Source organism: Streptomyces avidinii (assembly GCF_014650695.1).
Lineage (GTDB): Bacteria > Actinomycetota > Actinomycetes > Streptomycetales > Streptomycetaceae > Streptomyces > Streptomyces avidinii.
This window is the reverse complement of sequence record NZ_BMVL01000005.1, coordinates 187191-202358: the sequence shown is the minus strand read 5'-3', so window position 1 is coordinate 202358 and position 15168 is coordinate 187191. Positions and strand designations below refer to the sequence as shown.

Genomic DNA, 15168 nt, shown 5'->3' with positions numbered 1-15168 from the left:
GTCATCGAGACAGGAGGGCAGCGAGATGACCGAGCACACACCGGACGCCGAGCGGCAGAACGCGTACGAGCGCGCCCGGAACAGCGAGGAACCGGGAGCCCACTCCGGCTCGGAGAGCCAGGCGCGGGAGCGCACCGTGCCCGGTACGGCAAGCGCCCGGGAGGGTCACCACCAGGCCGGCACCGGCAGCGGGGAGCCCCTGGCCGGTGTGGAAGCCGCATCCGAGGAAGAGGCCGAGAACGACTCGGAAACCGACTCCGGCTCCGGGAGCCGGTGAGAGGGAGGCCGCGGCAGTCACACGCGCACAGGTCCGCGCCCTCCTCGATCAAGCGGGCGAGAACCACTCGCTCGTGGTGTTGCAGGGCTGTACGGAGGACGTCCCGTCGGACCGGCTGGCATCGGAGGCGAGGCGTACTCCGGGGCCGACGAAACGTCTCCGGCCCTGATCTGGCCGCGACGCTGCCGTCCGGCCCACCGACCGAGCGGACCTCCACGCCTTGGCGTCGCCGCTGGACACCGCGATCACGCACCTCGGCGCGCGATCCCCGCAGCCCCTCCCCCGGGCGTCCGACAGTCATGGCGAAAGGAACGCCTGATGAGTGAGAACCAGATGGCGGACGACGCCTACCAACCGACAGGCACCAATGAGGAGCAGGAGGACGCGGCGCCCTTGGACCTCCAGAACGCCGTGGACGAGCGCACCTACGACGACATGTTGGACGAGGGCTACTCCCCTCCCGAGAAGCCGTTGGGCGTCACCAAATACGGCACGACGGCGGAGGAGCAGAATGCCGGCGAAACCCTGGACGAAAGGCTGTCCCAGGAGGTCCCGGACGTGGCGGAGCCCGAAGGGGACGGTCTGGGAGACCTGCCCGGCGGGCAGGGAGAACTGATCGACACCGAGGTGGGGACGGACCGCGCCGGGCGACTGAGGGCACCGGACGAGGGCGCCCGTACCGACACCACCAAGGAGCTGATCGCCTGGGACGAGGGCACCGACGGGGGCGCGGAGAGCGCAGAGGAGGCCGCCATGCACATCGTCGAGGGCGAGGAACCGGACTCGGCCATCTGACCGGCGGCCGCTCCGATCCCCGGCGCCTGACCGCCCTGACCGGCATTTCTCCGTACGGACCCCACGGAGCCCCGTGACCGACCCGACCGGGCCTCCCGTGGGCCTCGCGCATCATCCCGTCGACCCCACTCGAGGTGGCCCGGCCGTGAACCCCGATCCCCGCACCACCGTTGTCGTCATCACCCACAACCGCCGCGACCAGCTGCTGCACACCCTCGACCGGCTGGCAACGCTTCCCGAGCGGCCCCCTGTGATCGTCGTCGACAACGCGTCGACCGACGGGACCCCGGAAGCCGTCGCGCGGCTACGGCCGGAGGTCACCGTTCTGGCGCCCGGCCGCAACCTCGGCGCTCCGGGCCGGAATCTGGGTGTACGCCACGCCCGTACGCCGTACGTGGCGTTCAGCGACGACGATTCCTGGTGGGAGGCGGGATCCCTGGCGCGCGCGGCGGACCTGCTGGACCGGCATGCGCGCCTCGGACTGCTCGCCGCCTCCATCCGCGTTGGTCCCGATGGCGACCCCGATCCACTGAACGGCCTGCTCGCCGCCTCCCCGCTCGTCCACGCCGTCGATCTGCCCGGGCCACAGGTGCTCGGATTCCTCGCCTGCGCTGCCGTCGCGCGACGGGACGCCTACCGCCAAGCCGGCGGCTACCACCCCATCCTGTTCCTCGGAGGCGAGGAGACCCTGCTCGCATACGACCTGACCGCGTACGGATGGGGCGTGTGCCACGTTCCGGACGTGGTGGCCGTGCACCGGCCGATCGGTGGGGTGAGACCCGGCCGGGCCGCGGTCCAGCGCCGCAACGCCGCCCTCACCGCCTGGCTGCGCCGCCCGGTGGGCGTCGCGGTGGAGCACACCCGCCGACTCGCGGCCGAGGCCCCGCGCGACCCGGAAGCCCGCCAGGCGCTGCTGGGAATGCTCAAGCGGCTTCCGGCGGCGCTGCGCTCCCGGCGTCCACTGCCCCCGACCGTCGAGGCGGCGGCCCGCCTCCTGGACGCGGACGAAGTGCGGGCTTGAGCGGTGATCGGCGTGACCCACGGGCCGGTAGGGGTGCGCCTCTTCTTCCGCCGGAAGATTCGTAACCGGCCGATAGTGATGACTGCGGTCCGCGAGCGAGCTCGGCGGAATACGTCGGTCCGGACCGGCCGCCCCGGCGATACGGCACAACGTGGCGGGATCCGACACGGTCGCCGTCGCCCAAGCCCTCGGCAGTCGCCGATCAGCCTTCCTTGCGCCGGCCCGTGAGCACGTCGTGGACGCGGTCCACCTGCACTCAGCGTCCGCCTCGCCCGTCTGCGCTACGACGTACCGCCACAGAATCTGCCACGTGTCGGCTCGGGCCGAAAGCGGGAGTGCTGCTGTGAACGACCAGGACCGCGACACTCGGGGGCAGCGCATGCTGGCCGGTCTGCTCTCGGCGAGCCACCTGATGCCGCTGGAGCGTTTGCCGGCCGAGACGGCCAAGAACGCGGCGGATCTACAGGGCGACGTCATGCGCCTGCTGTCCGCAGAGGACACCGACCCGGATCCCGTGGCCCTCGGTGAGGAAACCGAGCTGAAGGTCGAGGGCACCATGGCGGGGCGTGCGTTCCCGTGCGGACAGGTCATCGCCGGCGGGGACCAGGACCAGGGTGAGGGCTGTGCAGCCCGGCCCGATCTCCGGGGGGCAACCATGCAGTCGCGACCGAAGCCGGGTAGCAGCATCTTTGAATTGCAGAAATATGCAATTTCATAGATGCTGTGATGGCTGTGTCCGTAGGTAGCCGCGGGCACAGGACCAGGCGTGTTGCCCCGCTCGGGGTGGTGAAGAAGGGTGCGAGACCGTGCCGGTTCCGCTGTACCAGGCCAAGGCCGAGTTCTTCAGGATGCTCGGACACCCGGTGCGCATAAGGGTCCTGGAGCTGCTGCAGGACGGTCCGATGCCGGTACGGGACCTGCTGTGCGCGATCGAGGTCGAGCCGTCCGCCCTGTCCCAGCAGCTCGCGGTCCTGCGCCGCTCCGGGATCGTCACCTCGACCCGTAACGGCGCGACGGTCGTCTACGAGCTGGCGGGCGGGGACGTCGCCCAGCTGATGCTGGCGGCGCGGCGGATCCTGTCCCAGGTCCTGACGGGGCAGAGCGTGCTGCTGGAGGAACTGCGCGAGTCCGAGGCCCCGGCCCCGTGACCGTGGATACTGCGCTGACGGCAGTGCTGGGCCGGGTCCGCTCAGTCCTGCCCGCAAGGGCCGACTACGCGGTCATGGCCAGAAGCCCCCGCCGGAACCTGCTGGCCGGCCTCACCGTGGCCATCGTCGCCCTTCCCCTCGCCCTCGGATTCGGGGTCTCCTCGGGCCTGGGCGCGGAGGCGGGGCTGGCCACCGCCGTGGTCGCAGGTGCGCTCGCCGCCTTGTTCGGCGGTTCGAATCTCCAGGTGTCCGGTCCGACCGGGGCGATGACCGTGGTCCTGGTGCCGATCGTCGCGCAGTACGGACCCGGCGGCGTCCTCACCGTGGCCTTGATGGCCGGTGTCCTCCTGGTCGGCCTCGCCCTGCTGCGGGCCGGGCAGTACATGCGGTACGTGCCGGCGCCGGTCGTGGAGGGCTTCACCCTGGGGATCGCGTGCGTGATTGGCCTCCAGCAGATACCCAATGCGCTCGGGGTCGACAAGCCGGAGGGCGAGAAGGTCCTGCTCGTGGCAGGGCGGGCCGTTGTGGAGTTCGTTGCCTTCCCGAACTGGACGGCGATCGGCCTGTCCGTGGGTGTGGCGGCGGTGATGCTGGCCGGTGCCCGGTGGAAGCCGACGGTCCCGTTCTCGATCGCCGCGGTCATCGCCACAACCGTGATGGCCCAGCTCTTCCACCTCAACGCTGCAGCCCCGATCGGCGACCTGCCTCCCGGGCTGCCCGCGCCCTCCCTCGCCTTCCTCGACGTCTCCGCGTTCGGCTCGCTGCTGGCTCCGGCGGTCGCGGTCGCGGCGCTCGCCGCGCTGGAGTCCCTGCTGTCGGCGACCGTGGCGGACGGGATGACGGTGGGGCAGCAACACGACCCGGACAAGGAGCTGTTCGGACAGGGCATCGCCAACCTGGTGGCCCCGATGTTCGGCGGCGTCCCGGCCACCGCCGCGATTGCCCGCACTGCAGTCAACGTCCGTACGGGAGCCTCCTCCCGGCTGGCCGCGCTCACCCACGCCGCAGTGCTGGCGGTGATCGTGTTCGCCGCCGCCCCGCTGGTCTCGAAGATCCCCCTCGCGGCGCTCGCAGGGGTGCTGCTGGCGACGGCGATCCGCATGGTGGAGGTCGGCTCGCTGCGTGCGATGGCGAAGGCGACCCGCTCGGATGCGGTCGTCCTCGTCCTGACCGCCGCTGCCACCCTGGTTCTCGACCTCGTGTACGCGGTGATCATCGGCCTCGTCGTCGCTGGCGCACTCGCGTTGAAGGCGGTGGCGAGTCAGGCCCGGATGGAGCAGGTCGACTTTCGCCCGGATGTACCCGGCGAGCACAGCGACGAAGAACACGCCCTGCTGGCGGAGCACATCGTGGCCTACCGCATCGACGGCCCCCTCTTCTTCGCCGGCGCCCACCGCTTCCTCCTGGAACTCTCCGAGGTCGCCGACGTGAAGGTGGTCATCCTGCGCATGGCGAGAGTGACCACCCTGGACGCCACCGGCGCCCTCGTCCTGAAGGACGCCGTCGAGAAGCTGAACCGGCGTGGCATCGCAGTGATGACCTCCGGTATCCGGCCCGGCCAGCGCCAGGCCCTGGACGCCGTGGGAGCCCTGGAGCTGCTGCGTCTGGAGGGCCGCGAGTACACAACCACCCCGGAGGCGATCGCCGGAGCCCGCAAGCACCTGGAGCAGGCGGGTCTGCTACCGCTCAAGCACCGACCGCACCGTATTCGGAAGGCTGCACGATGAACGTCCCCGCCGACCTCCGCATGATCGAGGTCTCCGGCACTGAGTCCCTGTGGCTCCTCGAAGGCCCCGCCCAGGGCCGACTCGTCTACATCCAGCGGGAGGTGGCCATCGTCCGCCCCGCCGCACACGTGATGGAGTACGGACGCCTCGTCGTCCGGGCCCCCGTGCAGGCCGCCGCCATCCCCGGCAGGGCGCTGCTGACCTATCAGGTGGATGAGATCCACAGCCCAGCCGGTACTGGCTGGACCGTCAGCGCCCACGGCCCGGCCGACGTCATCGCCAACCCGGACGAGGCCGCCCACTACCGGCGCACCCTGCCCGGCTGGACCCACGGCCCCCACGACACCTTGCTGCGCCTGCACCCGCATTCGGTGTCCGGGTTCCGTCTGGCCCGCACAGTAACGGGGGCGGGCCAGTGAGGGTCCAAGCCCCGGCGATGCCCTACCGGCACGTGCTGGACGTGCCGGCCATGGGCTCGGCCGTCCGCATCGCCCGGGAGACCACCGAGCTCGTCCTCGTCGAGTGCGGGGTGGGCCTTCGCCATCCGAGCGTCGGGCCGGCCCTGCTGATCGTGGCCGAGCTGGTCACCAACGCCGTCCGCCACGCCGCCGCGTCCTCCCCGATGATCACCGTGACCTACGCCCACGGGCCGGAGGCGTTCGCCTTCGCCGTCCACGACCGCCACCCCTACCAGCCCGCCCTGTTCGGGGCGCTCGCCACCGCCCCGGGCAGCGGCCTGGCCATGGTGGTGGAAATGGCGATGGAGCTCGGCGGCACCGCTGTCGTACGGGCGGATGCGGACGGTCGTGGCAAGGCCATCTGGATCACCTTTCCCCTGTGAAACCGAGGAGCTGACAATGACGATCGAATGGCGCTACACGACCCGTCTGGACCTGGGGGTGCTGTCCCTGGCCGGGTATCTCGGTGCGGACGCGACCGACCGGTTCGCCGGCGCGATCGGCTGGGCGCTCGCGCGGGGTGCCGGACCAGTCATCCTCGACCTGACCGGGCTGTTGGGCTGGTCGGCCGGCGGGCAGATCGCGGTGGCGCAGGCCGCCCGTCGCCTCGGCGAGAGCGGGCGCCAACTCGAGCTCGCCGCGATACCCGCGGACGGCTCGCTCGTCCCCGACGCGACTTGTCCGCCCGTCCCGGTCCACTGCGACCTCGCCGCCGCCCTGGCTGCCCACGGCGCCCACGGCGCGGTCAAGCAGTGGACCACCGGTGGCTGGCTCACGCCGCAGTCCCCTGAGGAACCCGCCCACACCTGAGACCGGCACCACCGTCCACGAGAACGACGAAGGACACCTGCACCATGAGCGACATCGTCTTCAAGGACTCCAACGGCACCGCCCTGGAGGACGGGGACTCGGTCAGCTTGATCAAGGACCTGAAGGTCAAGGGCACCTCCGAGACCCTCAAGCGCGGCACCCTGGTCAAGAACATCCGCCTCACCTCCCGGCCGGGCGAGGTCGAGTGCAACACCAAGAAGGTCAAGGGTCTGGTCCTGAAGACCGAGTTCCTCAAGAAGGCCTGACCGGCGAAGGACCCACGCTCTTGGGGTCCGAACGTCACAAAGGTGCCCCGCCGGGTCCCGCGAGTTGCAGGGATCTGCAATTGTGGAGGTCACAAGGTGCGAAGAGGGGCGAGCGGAGCCCCTACGAACGAAACGGTTCCGGGTGGATGACATGGGCAGTCACAGCAGGGGTACCCAAGTGCGCACACCGCTGTACCAGCTGAAGGCGGAGTTCTTCAAGACTCTGGGACACCCCGTGCGCATCCGCGTCCTGGAGCTCCTGTCCGTACGCGAGCACGCGGTAGCCGAGATGCTGCCGGAGGTCGGGGTGGAGGCCGCGAGTCTCTCCCAGCAGCTGGCCGTCCTACGCAAGGCCAACCTGGTGGTCACCCGCCGGGAGGGCTCGAACGTGTACTACACACTCACCCACCCCGAGATCGCCGAGCTCATGCGGGTCGCCCGCGGCATCCTCTCCGACGTCCTGGAGGGCCAGGCCGAAATCCTGGCGGACCTCCGAGCCGGCCGCCACACCTAAGCCGGCACATCACGGCGCGACCGCACCCGGCCCGCGCCCCACATACGGCGGCCGTCCTCCCTCAGTGCGGGTTCAACGCGCTTCTGACCCCGGGAGACGGCCGCGCCCTGCTTCTCGGACGCCTGGAGTTCGGCATCGGCGTTGATGATCCTGGCACCGCGTTCACGGTCGGCCTCGGCCTGCCGCGCCACCGACCGCTTCATTGCCTCCGGGAGGGAGACGTCCTTGATCTCCACCCGGTCGATGGTCAGGCCCCACTCGACGGCCGGGCTGTCCATCATCAGTTCCAGGCCCTGATTCAGCTTCTCCCGGTTGGAGAGCAGCTCGTCGAGATCGCTGTTGCATGCGTGTGGGGGCCCGCGGCGCTCTCGTGGCGCGGGGGGCTCACTTCTGGGCGTGTTGGCCCAGGTAGAACAGCAGCCAGATGAATCCGGCGAATACATGCGTGCCGAAGATGTAGAAGAAGGCACGCATTGCGACGCCCTTCTCCTTCCACTTCTCGTGAGCCGCCGCCGACTCGGCGGAGGTGTCATCCGTCATGGCGTGCCTCTGTCTCGGATTGATCGTGCGGGCGGGTGTAGGGGCGGACCAGGACCTGCATGCCGTGCTCGTCGGCGTGCTCGACGACGGCCGCGACCTCCCCGGCCTCGACCGTACGGACAGCCGGGTCAGGGCCGGTGCCGAGATAGGTGATCTCATACAGGCGCCCGGCCCCTTGGTCGCTGCTGGTCACGGTGTCCCTTCCGGCAGGACGAAGCGGACGACGACCGTCTTGCCGAGGCCACCGAAGGCGGGCTCGATCCGGACGTCTCCGCCGAAGGTACGAGCCAGGTCGGCAACCGTGCGCAACCCCTGCCCCGGAGTCCGGGCAGCGTCGGCCGGCGTGACAGGGCGCGGGTCCAGGTCCGCGACGGCGACCGCGAGCATGTGGTCGCTCATGTGGAGAGTGACCTCGGCGTCCGGGGAGCGCTGGGCGTGGCGGACAGCGTTGGTCACGAGCTCGCTGACCACGAGCAGCACTGCCCCGAACAGAGCGGAGGTACTCTCCGGGCCGAAGCGGACCAGGGAGCGCTCGGTGCGCTCGCGTGCAGCTCGAACCGAGCCCGGAACCAGCGGTACCGTCCAGGTGTGCTCGCGCACCTGGACGGCCGGCTGCCCGCTGGGGTGCCGGGCCATCACGGACGCCTCGGACACGCCGCTGGCACCGTCCGGTTCACCGGCTGCCTTCGTCGCCGGCGGCCACGCCGTGATCGTTGGCCACGCGCAGCGCGTCCTCCAGCTCCTCCGCGGCCTGCGCCTCCTCGAAGGCATCGTCAGCCGCCTGTGCAGCCTGGAGCCGAGACCGCGCCATGCGGACCCGTTCCAGCGCCGCTTCCTCGAACCCGGCCACGCTGCGACCCCCGTCCACCGAATCCAGAACTAGTAAATTGCATATCTCTGCAAGTCTAGCCGGTGCGGCTTGCCGAGAGCCTCACGGCGAAGCCGGTGGACCCGCTCCTCCGGCAGCAGCCCCGCAGGCGCAGGGCACCCCTCTCCCACTGGTCCCCGCACCAGGGGCGCGGCCGAACCCGCACAGCTGGTTCACCGCCCACGCCGTCGAAAATGACGTCGCAGGGGGCGCCCAGTCGGCAGCTTGTACGGGACAACCTCGTCGGCGCCCAGCCCTCTCACGAAGTCGGCCTTGTCGGCGCTGCTGACGGCCGCGGTGTGTTCCGCCCCGCCGGCGCTGGTAGGAAACTGCCACGAGTGCCGGAAAAGACGCATGCTCCCGGCAGCACCGTCCGACAAGGGACTCGAACGCTCCCGGGGCAACCTGACCTGCAAGATCCACCTCGCGGTGAGGGCGGACGCCGTCCCCTGGCCTTGCTTATCACTCCCGGGCCGTGGCCACGAGGTTCGACGAGCGCGGCTACGTCTCGGCAGCCTCACCGTCGCCTCGATCCGACTCTGCCCCGCCCCGGATCTCCGCCGGACCGCACGTCCTCGCCGACAGACCGGCTGGACACCGTCCGCGACCCTGCCCCGCCCGCGCACGCGCGCACACCCGGAAGGGTCCAACAACCAGTGCGGTCGGGTACGAGGCTTCGCAGTCCCGGTGCTCTGCCAGGCACTCCCCAAGCACCCCTCCGCATGAAAGATGCCCCGACCAGCGGGGGCTGCTGACGGGGCATGCGGGAGGATCAACATGATCGACATGGTCGAGGAGAAGGGCTACGTCGACCGGACGAAGGAAGACCTCGCCGCCCTCGCCCTCCGCGGCCAAGCGGTAGACGCACCCGGTGGCCCGCATCACCAAGCCAGTGGCCGGGCTCCGCAAGCAAGAATTCCGTCACCCCAGCTCTCCACATTGCGTCGGTGAGCCCGGTCCCCCTTCGCTGATGGCGTGCCCCCTTGCCCTACTTGGATGCCGGGCCTGGGGTGCAGTTCACGCCCGGCCCTGACCATCCCCCTGGTGACGCGGTGACTTGGAGAGCCGACCCGCCGGGCAGTACGCGTACGAGCCTTGAGCCAGCTTCGCCTCCTGCGGGGTGGCCGGCTCCGGCGCGGCTACTTGGGGCCTGGTCAGGTGTGCAGGACGCCGCCGAGCCCGAGCCGCGCCTCGGTGATGCCGAACGCGGGGCCGCCGGGGCTCCGGACACAAGAGCACCCAGGCAAACCCAGAGGCGGATCCTTGCGGGCCGGACCGTCACAGTGCGGGCGGACCCGTTTGCACGGAGGCGTCGGTGTGCCGGAGTTCGGCGAGCAGCTCGCTCTGTCCGGCTATCAGTGAGGTGAGGATGCGCCGTGCGGCGCGCAGGAGTTCTGCCACGTCGCCGCCGGCGAGAGCGTAGCTGACGGTGGAGCCTTCACGAATGGAGACCACAATGCCGGAGCGGCGCAGTACTGCGAGCTGCTGGGAGAGGTTGGACGGTTCGATCTCGATCTCGTTCAGGAGTGCGCGTACAGGTACAGGGCCGTTCTGGAGCAGTTCCAGTACTCGAATCCGGACGGGGTGTCCGAGCATGCGGAAGAACTCCGCCTTGGCCTGGTACAGCGGTACCTGCACGACAACACTCCCACCCGGGTTCGACCGTTCCGAGGCCCGTCGGCCCAAACTGCCGGATCTTCGATCCGCTGCTCCCGCCATCCTCCCGCCTCCCGGCTCCGGCCTGCCCTTGGCTGGTCACATTCAAATGTGCCGAGTTGAAGATTCTTTCAACTTCTGGGCATACGAGAGCCGGGAAACAGGATGCCCTTACAGCTCCAGTTCCGCCTCGATACGCCTGAGCTGGTGCCGGGCCATCGCGAGGTTAGCCCGGCCCTTGTCCAGCACGATGTACAGGAACAGGCCGTTGCCCCCGCGGCCCCTGATCAGCCGGAGGAGGTGGTACTGGCTGCCGAGGGTGATCAGCACATCCTCGATGTCGTCCTTGAGGCCCAGCATCTCCATCGTGCGGACCTTCGCCCGGATCACGTCGGTGTTCCCCGCCGCCGCCACCGTCAGATCGAGGTCCTTGCCCCCACCCAGCGTTCCCAGCGCCATGCCACTCGTGTAGTCGACCAGTGCGGCCGCCACGCTCCCCTCGATCGAGGTCATCGCCTCCTTCAGAGACGTCTCAACAGTCAGCATTAGTGCTCGCTCCCTCTGTTCTCGACGACCCCGGCCGCCTTCATGCTCCGGCCGAGTGATGACCGCAGACGCTACCCACCCGCCGCCAGGAGTGCGGGAGCATCGGGAATCCCCTCCGGAATCGATCCGCCGCCCTCTAAGATTCAGCCCTTCGAAGTGAGGGCTGCAAGGCACAGAGCACGGTGACTGAGGCGCAGGGACGCCCGCGCCCGGCGGCAGGCACACGAGTGGACGGCCGCTCGGACCGTGGACCGCAGGATGTCGGCGCACACGCACCCCCCGTCCTCGGGGAGTCCGAGCACACGCGGTGGGCAGACGCCTGGCGCTCCTGCAGATCGAACTCCTGGACCTTCGGTAGGCGGTCGCGGTCGACCCTCGGCGGAGCGTACATCCGCGGTTCGACCACGAGTCGACGATGAGCCCGTACGCGGGCGACGGGGCGCCGTGGCCCGGTGTGGTCGACACAGTCCCGGAGGTGTTCCGGTCATGCGTCGAGGATCCGGCCTTTCGGCTGGAGAAGGTCCCGCACATCACCGTGTGCCTGTGGCGGGAGACCGCTGACGAGCAGTGGCGGACAGGAGAGGTCGATCTCGACGGCGGCCGTTCCGTTCCGGACGGATCCGACTGGCTTTTTCGCCGCCTGGTCGAGGGAACGCTGGAGAACTACCCGGCATGGGCCCGGAGTTACTACGGCAGGCCGGTGGACCTGGAACAGTCGATGTGTACCAGCTGTGGCCTCTCACGCCGGATGCGGTGGCTGCCCTGAACCCCGCCGTGACACTGCGCAGCTCGGTGACACCATCGCGTCGATCGGCTACCCGACCTGAGCGCGGCTCTCAGCAGCCGCCCCCGCACGTCTCCCGCTACCGGAACCACTCCACGGGTGTGCGCCTGCCGGCCCGGAAGTCGATCAGGGCGGCGCCGAGGTCGAGCGCGGAGCCGAAGAAGAGCACCGACCGGTCGGCCGCCACGAGGACTTCGGATGACCTCCCGGACCGTCAAACTCTTGGCCGATGCAGCCACCCCGGAGGACCTATTCCACGGGCAGTGGCAGGGCCGGCCGTCCAAGCTCGACGCCTTCAGGCCCTACCTGGATGACCGCTGGAACCAGGGCTGCACGAACGCCTGGACGGTGTGAGAGGAGATCGTGCCGCTCGGCCATCAGGGCAGCTACCAGCGGGTTCGCTCCCAATTCCGGGAGAAGCGGCTCTCGCCGGGCCCCGTCACAGCTCGGCCACCGTCACCCCGCGTCGTCGCCGGATGGATCCTTCGCCGGCCGGAGACCCTCAATGAGACGGAGCACCTTCGGCTCAAAGCGGTTCTGGTCCACTGCCCTGAACTGGACGCCCTCACCGGCCACGTCCGCTCCTTCGGCCAGATGCTCAGCGAGCGCCAGGGCGAACGGCTGCCACAGTGGCTCGATGCGGTCCGGCGAGACGACCTCCCCAGCCTCCACACACTCGCCGCGGGTATCGATCGTGACCGCGATGCGGTCATCGCCGGCCTCACCCTGCCCTGGAGCTCAGGCGTCGTCGAAGGGCACGTCAACCGAATCAAGATGCTCAAACGTCACATGTTCGGCCGGGCACAGAACCCGAGAACGGGAGGCACCTTGTGGACCCTTCCGTCGGCAAGTGGAGGTCGACGTCGGTCGGGCGGCGCGCCGGCGTCAGCACGTCCCCGTAGGGTGGTCTGATGTTCGATCGTCTAGAGATCAGGGTGTTGCCGCCGGGGCCACGGTTTCCTGCCCAATTGCGGTTCTGGGTCAATGGTGAGGATGTGGTCGAAGACGCCGTCGGCGAAGGCGGCCGAGGACCTTACGCGGCCGTTGCGCTGCCGTCCGGCCGGCCCAGCCCTCTCCAGGCGACCGGTGAGGCGCGCCGCCTGGAGCTGGGGGAACCGGAGTGCACCGGTGGATGCTGCGGCTTCCTGACCGTGGCCGTGCAGCGCTTCGGGGAGATCGTGCAGTGGTCGGACTGGAAAGTTCCGTGGGAAGTGGGCCACAGCGCCATGCCCTACCCGCCGCCTGAGCTCCACTTCGACGCGAGCCAGTACGACGCCGAAGTGGCTCGTGCTGAGGCGGACCGCTGGTGGCAGGTGTACTCGTAGCCCAGCACCGCGCGACTCCGCTCCACTAAGGCCGAGGTGCTGTCGAAACTGTCGAGGCGGTTACGGCCGCGTTCGGCACAGTCGAGGTGATGGCGAGAGACCGCGCGCGCAGAGCGTGAAGACCTCGACACAACCCACCTCCCCTGCTGCGGCAGGGAACCAGGTTGATCATTGTCCTTCTGGCTGTTGAGCCATCCGCGGATCCGGCACTCGCTCGCCAGAGCGCTTTCGCAGGTCGGCAGCGAGGGCAACCCGTGCCAGGGGTGAACGTCGACGCACGGAGGAGCCGGGCAGCTACCCGCCAGCTACTCGCCCCCTGGTGTCCGAGGTAGGAGTCCGGGGCCGAGATGCAGACGCAGCCGACCACGCCGTCGGCCTCGGTGGCCTACCGGTACTGCATCCTGGGATCGCGCCACGCCCCCGCCGCCGGACCCCGCCGCCGCCACCAGGTTTACGGGTGACACGGAGGGCAGTGTTGAACGTGTTCAATGCCTCTGACAGTATGGCTTCCGGTAAACCTGCCGGAGCAGCGGAGTCGGATCCGCCTGCCCTCGCGACGGGTCGCTACGAGACCGGAGGTGGGCGCGACATGGGCCTGATCCTGCTACTCCTCGCCCTGATGGTCGCCGTCGCCGTCGCCCTTGTGGCTCTGGCCGTGATCCTCACGGCGAGCGTGGGCCTGGGCCTCGCGACCGCCGCGGTGAGCCGCAGGCTGCCGCTCTGGGCCAGGATCACGCTGCTGCTGACCCTTGCCGCCGCTCCGGCGGCGGCGCTGGTGAGCACCCTGGACGTCGCGGCCGTCTGGCAACTGGCCGCTTGGGCGCTCCCGTTCCTCACTACGGTCGCCTCAGGAGCCGCCTGGCTCGCCTTCGAAGCCCACAGGCGCCGCGCGCCCGGGCTCCCGAAGCCGGCGTGGCCGGTCCGCCACGCACCGGCCGCCGGTCGCTGAGCACGGGTGCTGCACCTGCGCGAGGCGGTCGAGTTCGTGTCATGGCGCGAGAAGGGCGCCCTCAGGCTTACGCCTTCGGTCAGGGTGTCTGGGTAAGGGCTTTGTGGCCCGAACGGAGTTCGGCCAAAAGGCGGCCGATGTCCGTGAGGAGGGTTCCCTGGAGGGTGTGCACTGTCGGTGTGGCTTCGGCAGCCGCTCGCTCCTGCTGCTCGACGCGGTCGAGCTCTGCCGTGGCGTCGTCGATCAGGACGTCCAGGTGTCCGGAATCGGTGCGGGAAGTCTGGCCGATCTCCTGCATCGTGGTGGCCGCTCTTCGCAGCAGCGAGCTGGAGGCAGTCCGGAAGCATGGGGGAAGGTTCTGGATCTCTCCGCTGTCCAGGGCATAGTCCAGGGTGCGGGTCAGGGACCGGAGGTGGTCCATGGTGCGTTCGGCGACGGTGGCGGCGCCGCGGGCGCGGGACAGCGCCGTGTCGGCGCTGGTGATGCCGTGGCGGGGGTGGAGGCGGCTGTTTTCGATCTCCGTATCGATGGCGTCTTGGATGCGTTCGCATTCGGCGGCGAGCTTGCGCCAGTCGCGGCGCCAGTGCCGGACGCATTCAGTGTCGGAGTCGTTTCCCTCGAGGATCTCGGCCAGGTCGTCGAGGCGTCGGCTCATCGCCGCGTACAGGTCCGCGACGGCCTGCTGCCGGTGGTGGACGTGACGGGCCGGTGCGAGGACAAGGTGGGCGCTGAGGCCGCACAGCGCGCCGACGGTCACTGAGGCGGCCAGGTAGCCGATGTAGTCGATGCGTCCCTGCCCGGAGGAGAACGCGAAGAAGCCGATAATGGCGATCTGGGTGCCCTGCCGGCCGAACCGTTCGATCCTTCCCAGGCAGAGCGCGATCAGAGTGAGGAGCCCGAATGTCCACCCGTGGATCCCCACCGCCGCGGCCAGGGAGGCTGCGAGTGCGGCTCCCGCGGCCATCGCCACCAGGTACTGGACGCAGTCGCGCACCGAGCGATACACCGTGGCCTGCAGGGCGACCAGCGCGGTGAACGGTGCGAACGTGGAAACGGTCGGCGGCAGCAGATAGCGGGCGATCACCCACGCGGCCATCGCCGCGACCACCGATTTGGCGACCAGGGTCAGATCGTCCCGCTCACTTCCAGAGCCACGAGCCGCACGCCGTACGTACTCGATTCTCCCGGTAACGGCCGCCCACACCCGATCGCATGCTTTGCCCCGTCTCGGCATAGTCGATCACCTCGCAAGCCCGTGTTCCCCGTCGACCGGCAACAAACACCGGGGGCACGCGTGACCGGATGGTCAGAGCCTGCTCGAGTACGTCGCCGCTGCTGTTTCCCTGTCGTCCGGGGTGACCCCGGGCTGAATGAGGGGTGGGGACAGTGGAGAAGACCTGGTTCGCGGAGGTTTTCCGCAGGAGACCGCATCCGGTGCTGCGTCTGCTGGCAACCTGGCGCTCTGTGCGGCCCAGCTGGTCTTC

Annotated in this window: 23 protein-coding genes and 1 pseudogene; 16 read left to right on the top strand and 8 right to left on the bottom strand. The window is 69.6% G+C overall.

What is annotated here, in order from left to right; genetic code table 11:
- Nucleotides 1–25 precede the first annotated feature (25 nt).
- The 11 genes from IE257_RS14645 to IE257_RS14595 all read left to right on the top strand — a co-directional run bounded on the left by IE257_RS14645 (nt 26) and on the right by IE257_RS14595 (nt 7016).
- Nucleotides 26–277 (top strand): hypothetical protein, encoded by a 252-nt coding sequence (locus IE257_RS14645; RefSeq protein WP_189968631.1) that lies wholly within the window; start codon nt 26–28, stop codon nt 275–277.
- A 318-nt stretch (nt 278–595) separates the two neighbouring features.
- Complete coding sequence (locus IE257_RS14640) at nt 596–1072, top strand: DUF5709 domain-containing protein (protein WP_189968629.1); 477 nt, start codon at nt 596–598, stop codon at nt 1070–1072.
- 145 nt (nt 1073–1217) lie between these two features.
- Nucleotides 1218–2093 (top strand): glycosyltransferase family 2 protein, encoded by an 876-nt coding sequence (locus IE257_RS14635; RefSeq protein WP_189968627.1) that lies wholly within the window; start codon nt 1218–1220, stop codon nt 2091–2093.
- 343 nt (nt 2094–2436) lie between these two features.
- The gene (locus tag IE257_RS14630; RefSeq protein ID WP_189968625.1) at nt 2437–2811 is read left to right on the top strand and encodes a hypothetical protein; all 375 of its coding nucleotides are present in this window, start codon (nt 2437–2439) and stop codon (nt 2809–2811) included.
- Nucleotides 2812–2899: 88 nt separating this feature from the next.
- A complete protein-coding gene (locus IE257_RS14625; protein ID WP_189968623.1) occupies nt 2900–3241 on the top strand; it encodes an ArsR/SmtB family transcription factor in 342 nt (113 codons plus the stop codon).
- A gap of 74 nt (nt 3242–3315) precedes the next feature.
- Nucleotides 3316–4968: a SulP family inorganic anion transporter gene (locus tag IE257_RS14620; RefSeq protein WP_189968622.1), complete on the top strand. Its 1653-nt coding sequence runs from the start codon at nt 3316–3318 to the stop codon at nt 4966–4968.
- Nucleotides 4965–5387 (top strand): pyridoxamine 5'-phosphate oxidase family protein, encoded by a 423-nt coding sequence (locus IE257_RS14615; protein ID WP_189968620.1) that lies wholly within the window; start codon nt 4965–4967, stop codon nt 5385–5387. The genes IE257_RS14620 and IE257_RS14615 overlap by 4 nt, the downstream gene beginning before the upstream one ends.
- A gap of 17 nt (nt 5388–5404) precedes the next feature.
- The gene (locus tag IE257_RS14610) at nt 5405–5809 is read left to right on the top strand and encodes an ATP-binding protein (RefSeq protein ID WP_189968618.1); all 405 of its coding nucleotides are present in this window, start codon (nt 5405–5407) and stop codon (nt 5807–5809) included.
- 16 nt (nt 5810–5825) lie between these two features.
- Nucleotides 5826–6236 carry an STAS domain-containing protein gene (locus IE257_RS14605; RefSeq protein WP_229920365.1) on the top strand — a complete coding sequence of 137 codons (411 nt, stop codon included), beginning with the start codon at nt 5826–5828 and terminating at the stop codon, nt 6234–6236.
- Between the two features lie 44 nt (nt 6237–6280).
- Nucleotides 6281–6502 (top strand): alkylphosphonate utilization protein, encoded by a 222-nt coding sequence (locus IE257_RS14600; protein WP_189968616.1) that lies wholly within the window; start codon nt 6281–6283, stop codon nt 6500–6502.
- Nucleotides 6503–6680: 178 nt separating this feature from the next.
- Nucleotides 6681–7016 (top strand): ArsR/SmtB family transcription factor, encoded by a 336-nt coding sequence (locus IE257_RS14595; RefSeq protein ID WP_189968614.1) that lies wholly within the window; start codon nt 6681–6683, stop codon nt 7014–7016.
- Between the two features lie 98 nt (nt 7017–7114).
- Here the strand turns inward: IE257_RS14595 and IE257_RS14590 are convergent.
- From IE257_RS14590 to IE257_RS14560, 7 genes and pseudogenes are all read right to left on the bottom strand, one after another.
- A pseudogene (locus IE257_RS14590) lies at nt 7115–7354 on the bottom strand (SPFH domain-containing protein); the annotation flags it as partial.
- Between the two features lie 46 nt (nt 7355–7400).
- Nucleotides 7401–7556 (bottom strand): DUF6126 family protein, encoded by a 156-nt coding sequence (locus IE257_RS14585; RefSeq protein WP_189968612.1) that lies wholly within the window; start codon nt 7554–7556, stop codon nt 7401–7403.
- Nucleotides 7546–7749 (bottom strand): hypothetical protein, encoded by a 204-nt coding sequence (locus tag IE257_RS14580; RefSeq protein ID WP_189968610.1) that lies wholly within the window; start codon nt 7747–7749, stop codon nt 7546–7548. The genes IE257_RS14585 and IE257_RS14580 overlap by 11 nt, the downstream gene beginning before the upstream one ends.
- Nucleotides 7746–8210, bottom strand: a complete 465-nt coding sequence (locus tag IE257_RS14575) for an ATP-binding protein (RefSeq protein ID WP_189968607.1) — start codon at nt 8208–8210, stop codon at nt 7746–7748. The genes IE257_RS14580 and IE257_RS14575 overlap by 4 nt, the downstream gene beginning before the upstream one ends.
- 19 nt (nt 8211–8229) lie before the next feature.
- The gene (locus tag IE257_RS14570) at nt 8230–8406 is read right to left on the bottom strand and encodes a hypothetical protein (RefSeq protein WP_189968605.1); all 177 of its coding nucleotides are present in this window, start codon (nt 8404–8406) and stop codon (nt 8230–8232) included.
- A gap of 1296 nt (nt 8407–9702) precedes the next feature.
- Nucleotides 9703–10062, bottom strand: coding sequence for an ArsR/SmtB family transcription factor (locus IE257_RS14565; RefSeq protein WP_189968603.1), 360 nt, complete (start codon nt 10060–10062; stop codon nt 9703–9705).
- A gap of 189 nt (nt 10063–10251) precedes the next feature.
- Nucleotides 10252–10626, bottom strand: coding sequence for a hypothetical protein (locus IE257_RS14560; RefSeq protein ID WP_189968601.1), 375 nt, complete (start codon nt 10624–10626; stop codon nt 10252–10254).
- A gap of 415 nt (nt 10627–11041) precedes the next feature.
- On the opposite strand from IE257_RS14560, the gene IE257_RS14555 reads away from it, so the two are divergent.
- The 5 genes from IE257_RS14555 to IE257_RS14535 all read left to right on the top strand — a co-directional run bounded on the left by IE257_RS14555 (nt 11042) and on the right by IE257_RS14535 (nt 13684).
- Nucleotides 11042–11392 carry a hypothetical protein gene (locus IE257_RS14555; protein WP_189968599.1) on the top strand — a complete coding sequence of 117 codons (351 nt, stop codon included), beginning with the start codon at nt 11042–11044 and terminating at the stop codon, nt 11390–11392.
- A 216-nt stretch (nt 11393–11608) separates the two neighbouring features.
- Complete coding sequence (locus IE257_RS14550) at nt 11609–11764, top strand: hypothetical protein (protein WP_189968597.1); 156 nt, start codon at nt 11609–11611, stop codon at nt 11762–11764.
- Nucleotides 11765–11773: 9 nt separating this feature from the next.
- On the top strand, nt 11774–12322 hold the full coding sequence (locus tag IE257_RS14545) for a transposase (RefSeq protein WP_189968595.1): 549 nt from the start codon (nt 11774–11776) through the stop codon (nt 12320–12322).
- Nucleotides 12322–12735, top strand: a complete 414-nt coding sequence (locus IE257_RS14540; RefSeq protein ID WP_189968593.1) for a hypothetical protein — start codon at nt 12322–12324, stop codon at nt 12733–12735. The genes IE257_RS14545 and IE257_RS14540 overlap by 1 nt, the downstream gene beginning before the upstream one ends.
- Nucleotides 12736–13324: 589 nt before the next feature.
- Complete coding sequence (locus tag IE257_RS14535) at nt 13325–13684, top strand: hypothetical protein (protein ID WP_189968592.1); 360 nt, start codon at nt 13325–13327, stop codon at nt 13682–13684.
- A 79-nt stretch (nt 13685–13763) separates the two neighbouring features.
- Here the strand turns inward: IE257_RS14535 and IE257_RS14530 are convergent, their stop codons facing one another.
- A complete protein-coding gene (locus IE257_RS14530; RefSeq protein ID WP_189968590.1) occupies nt 13764–14918 on the bottom strand; it encodes an FUSC family protein in 1155 nt (384 codons plus the stop codon).
- Between the last annotated feature and the right edge of the window lie 250 nt (nt 14919–15168).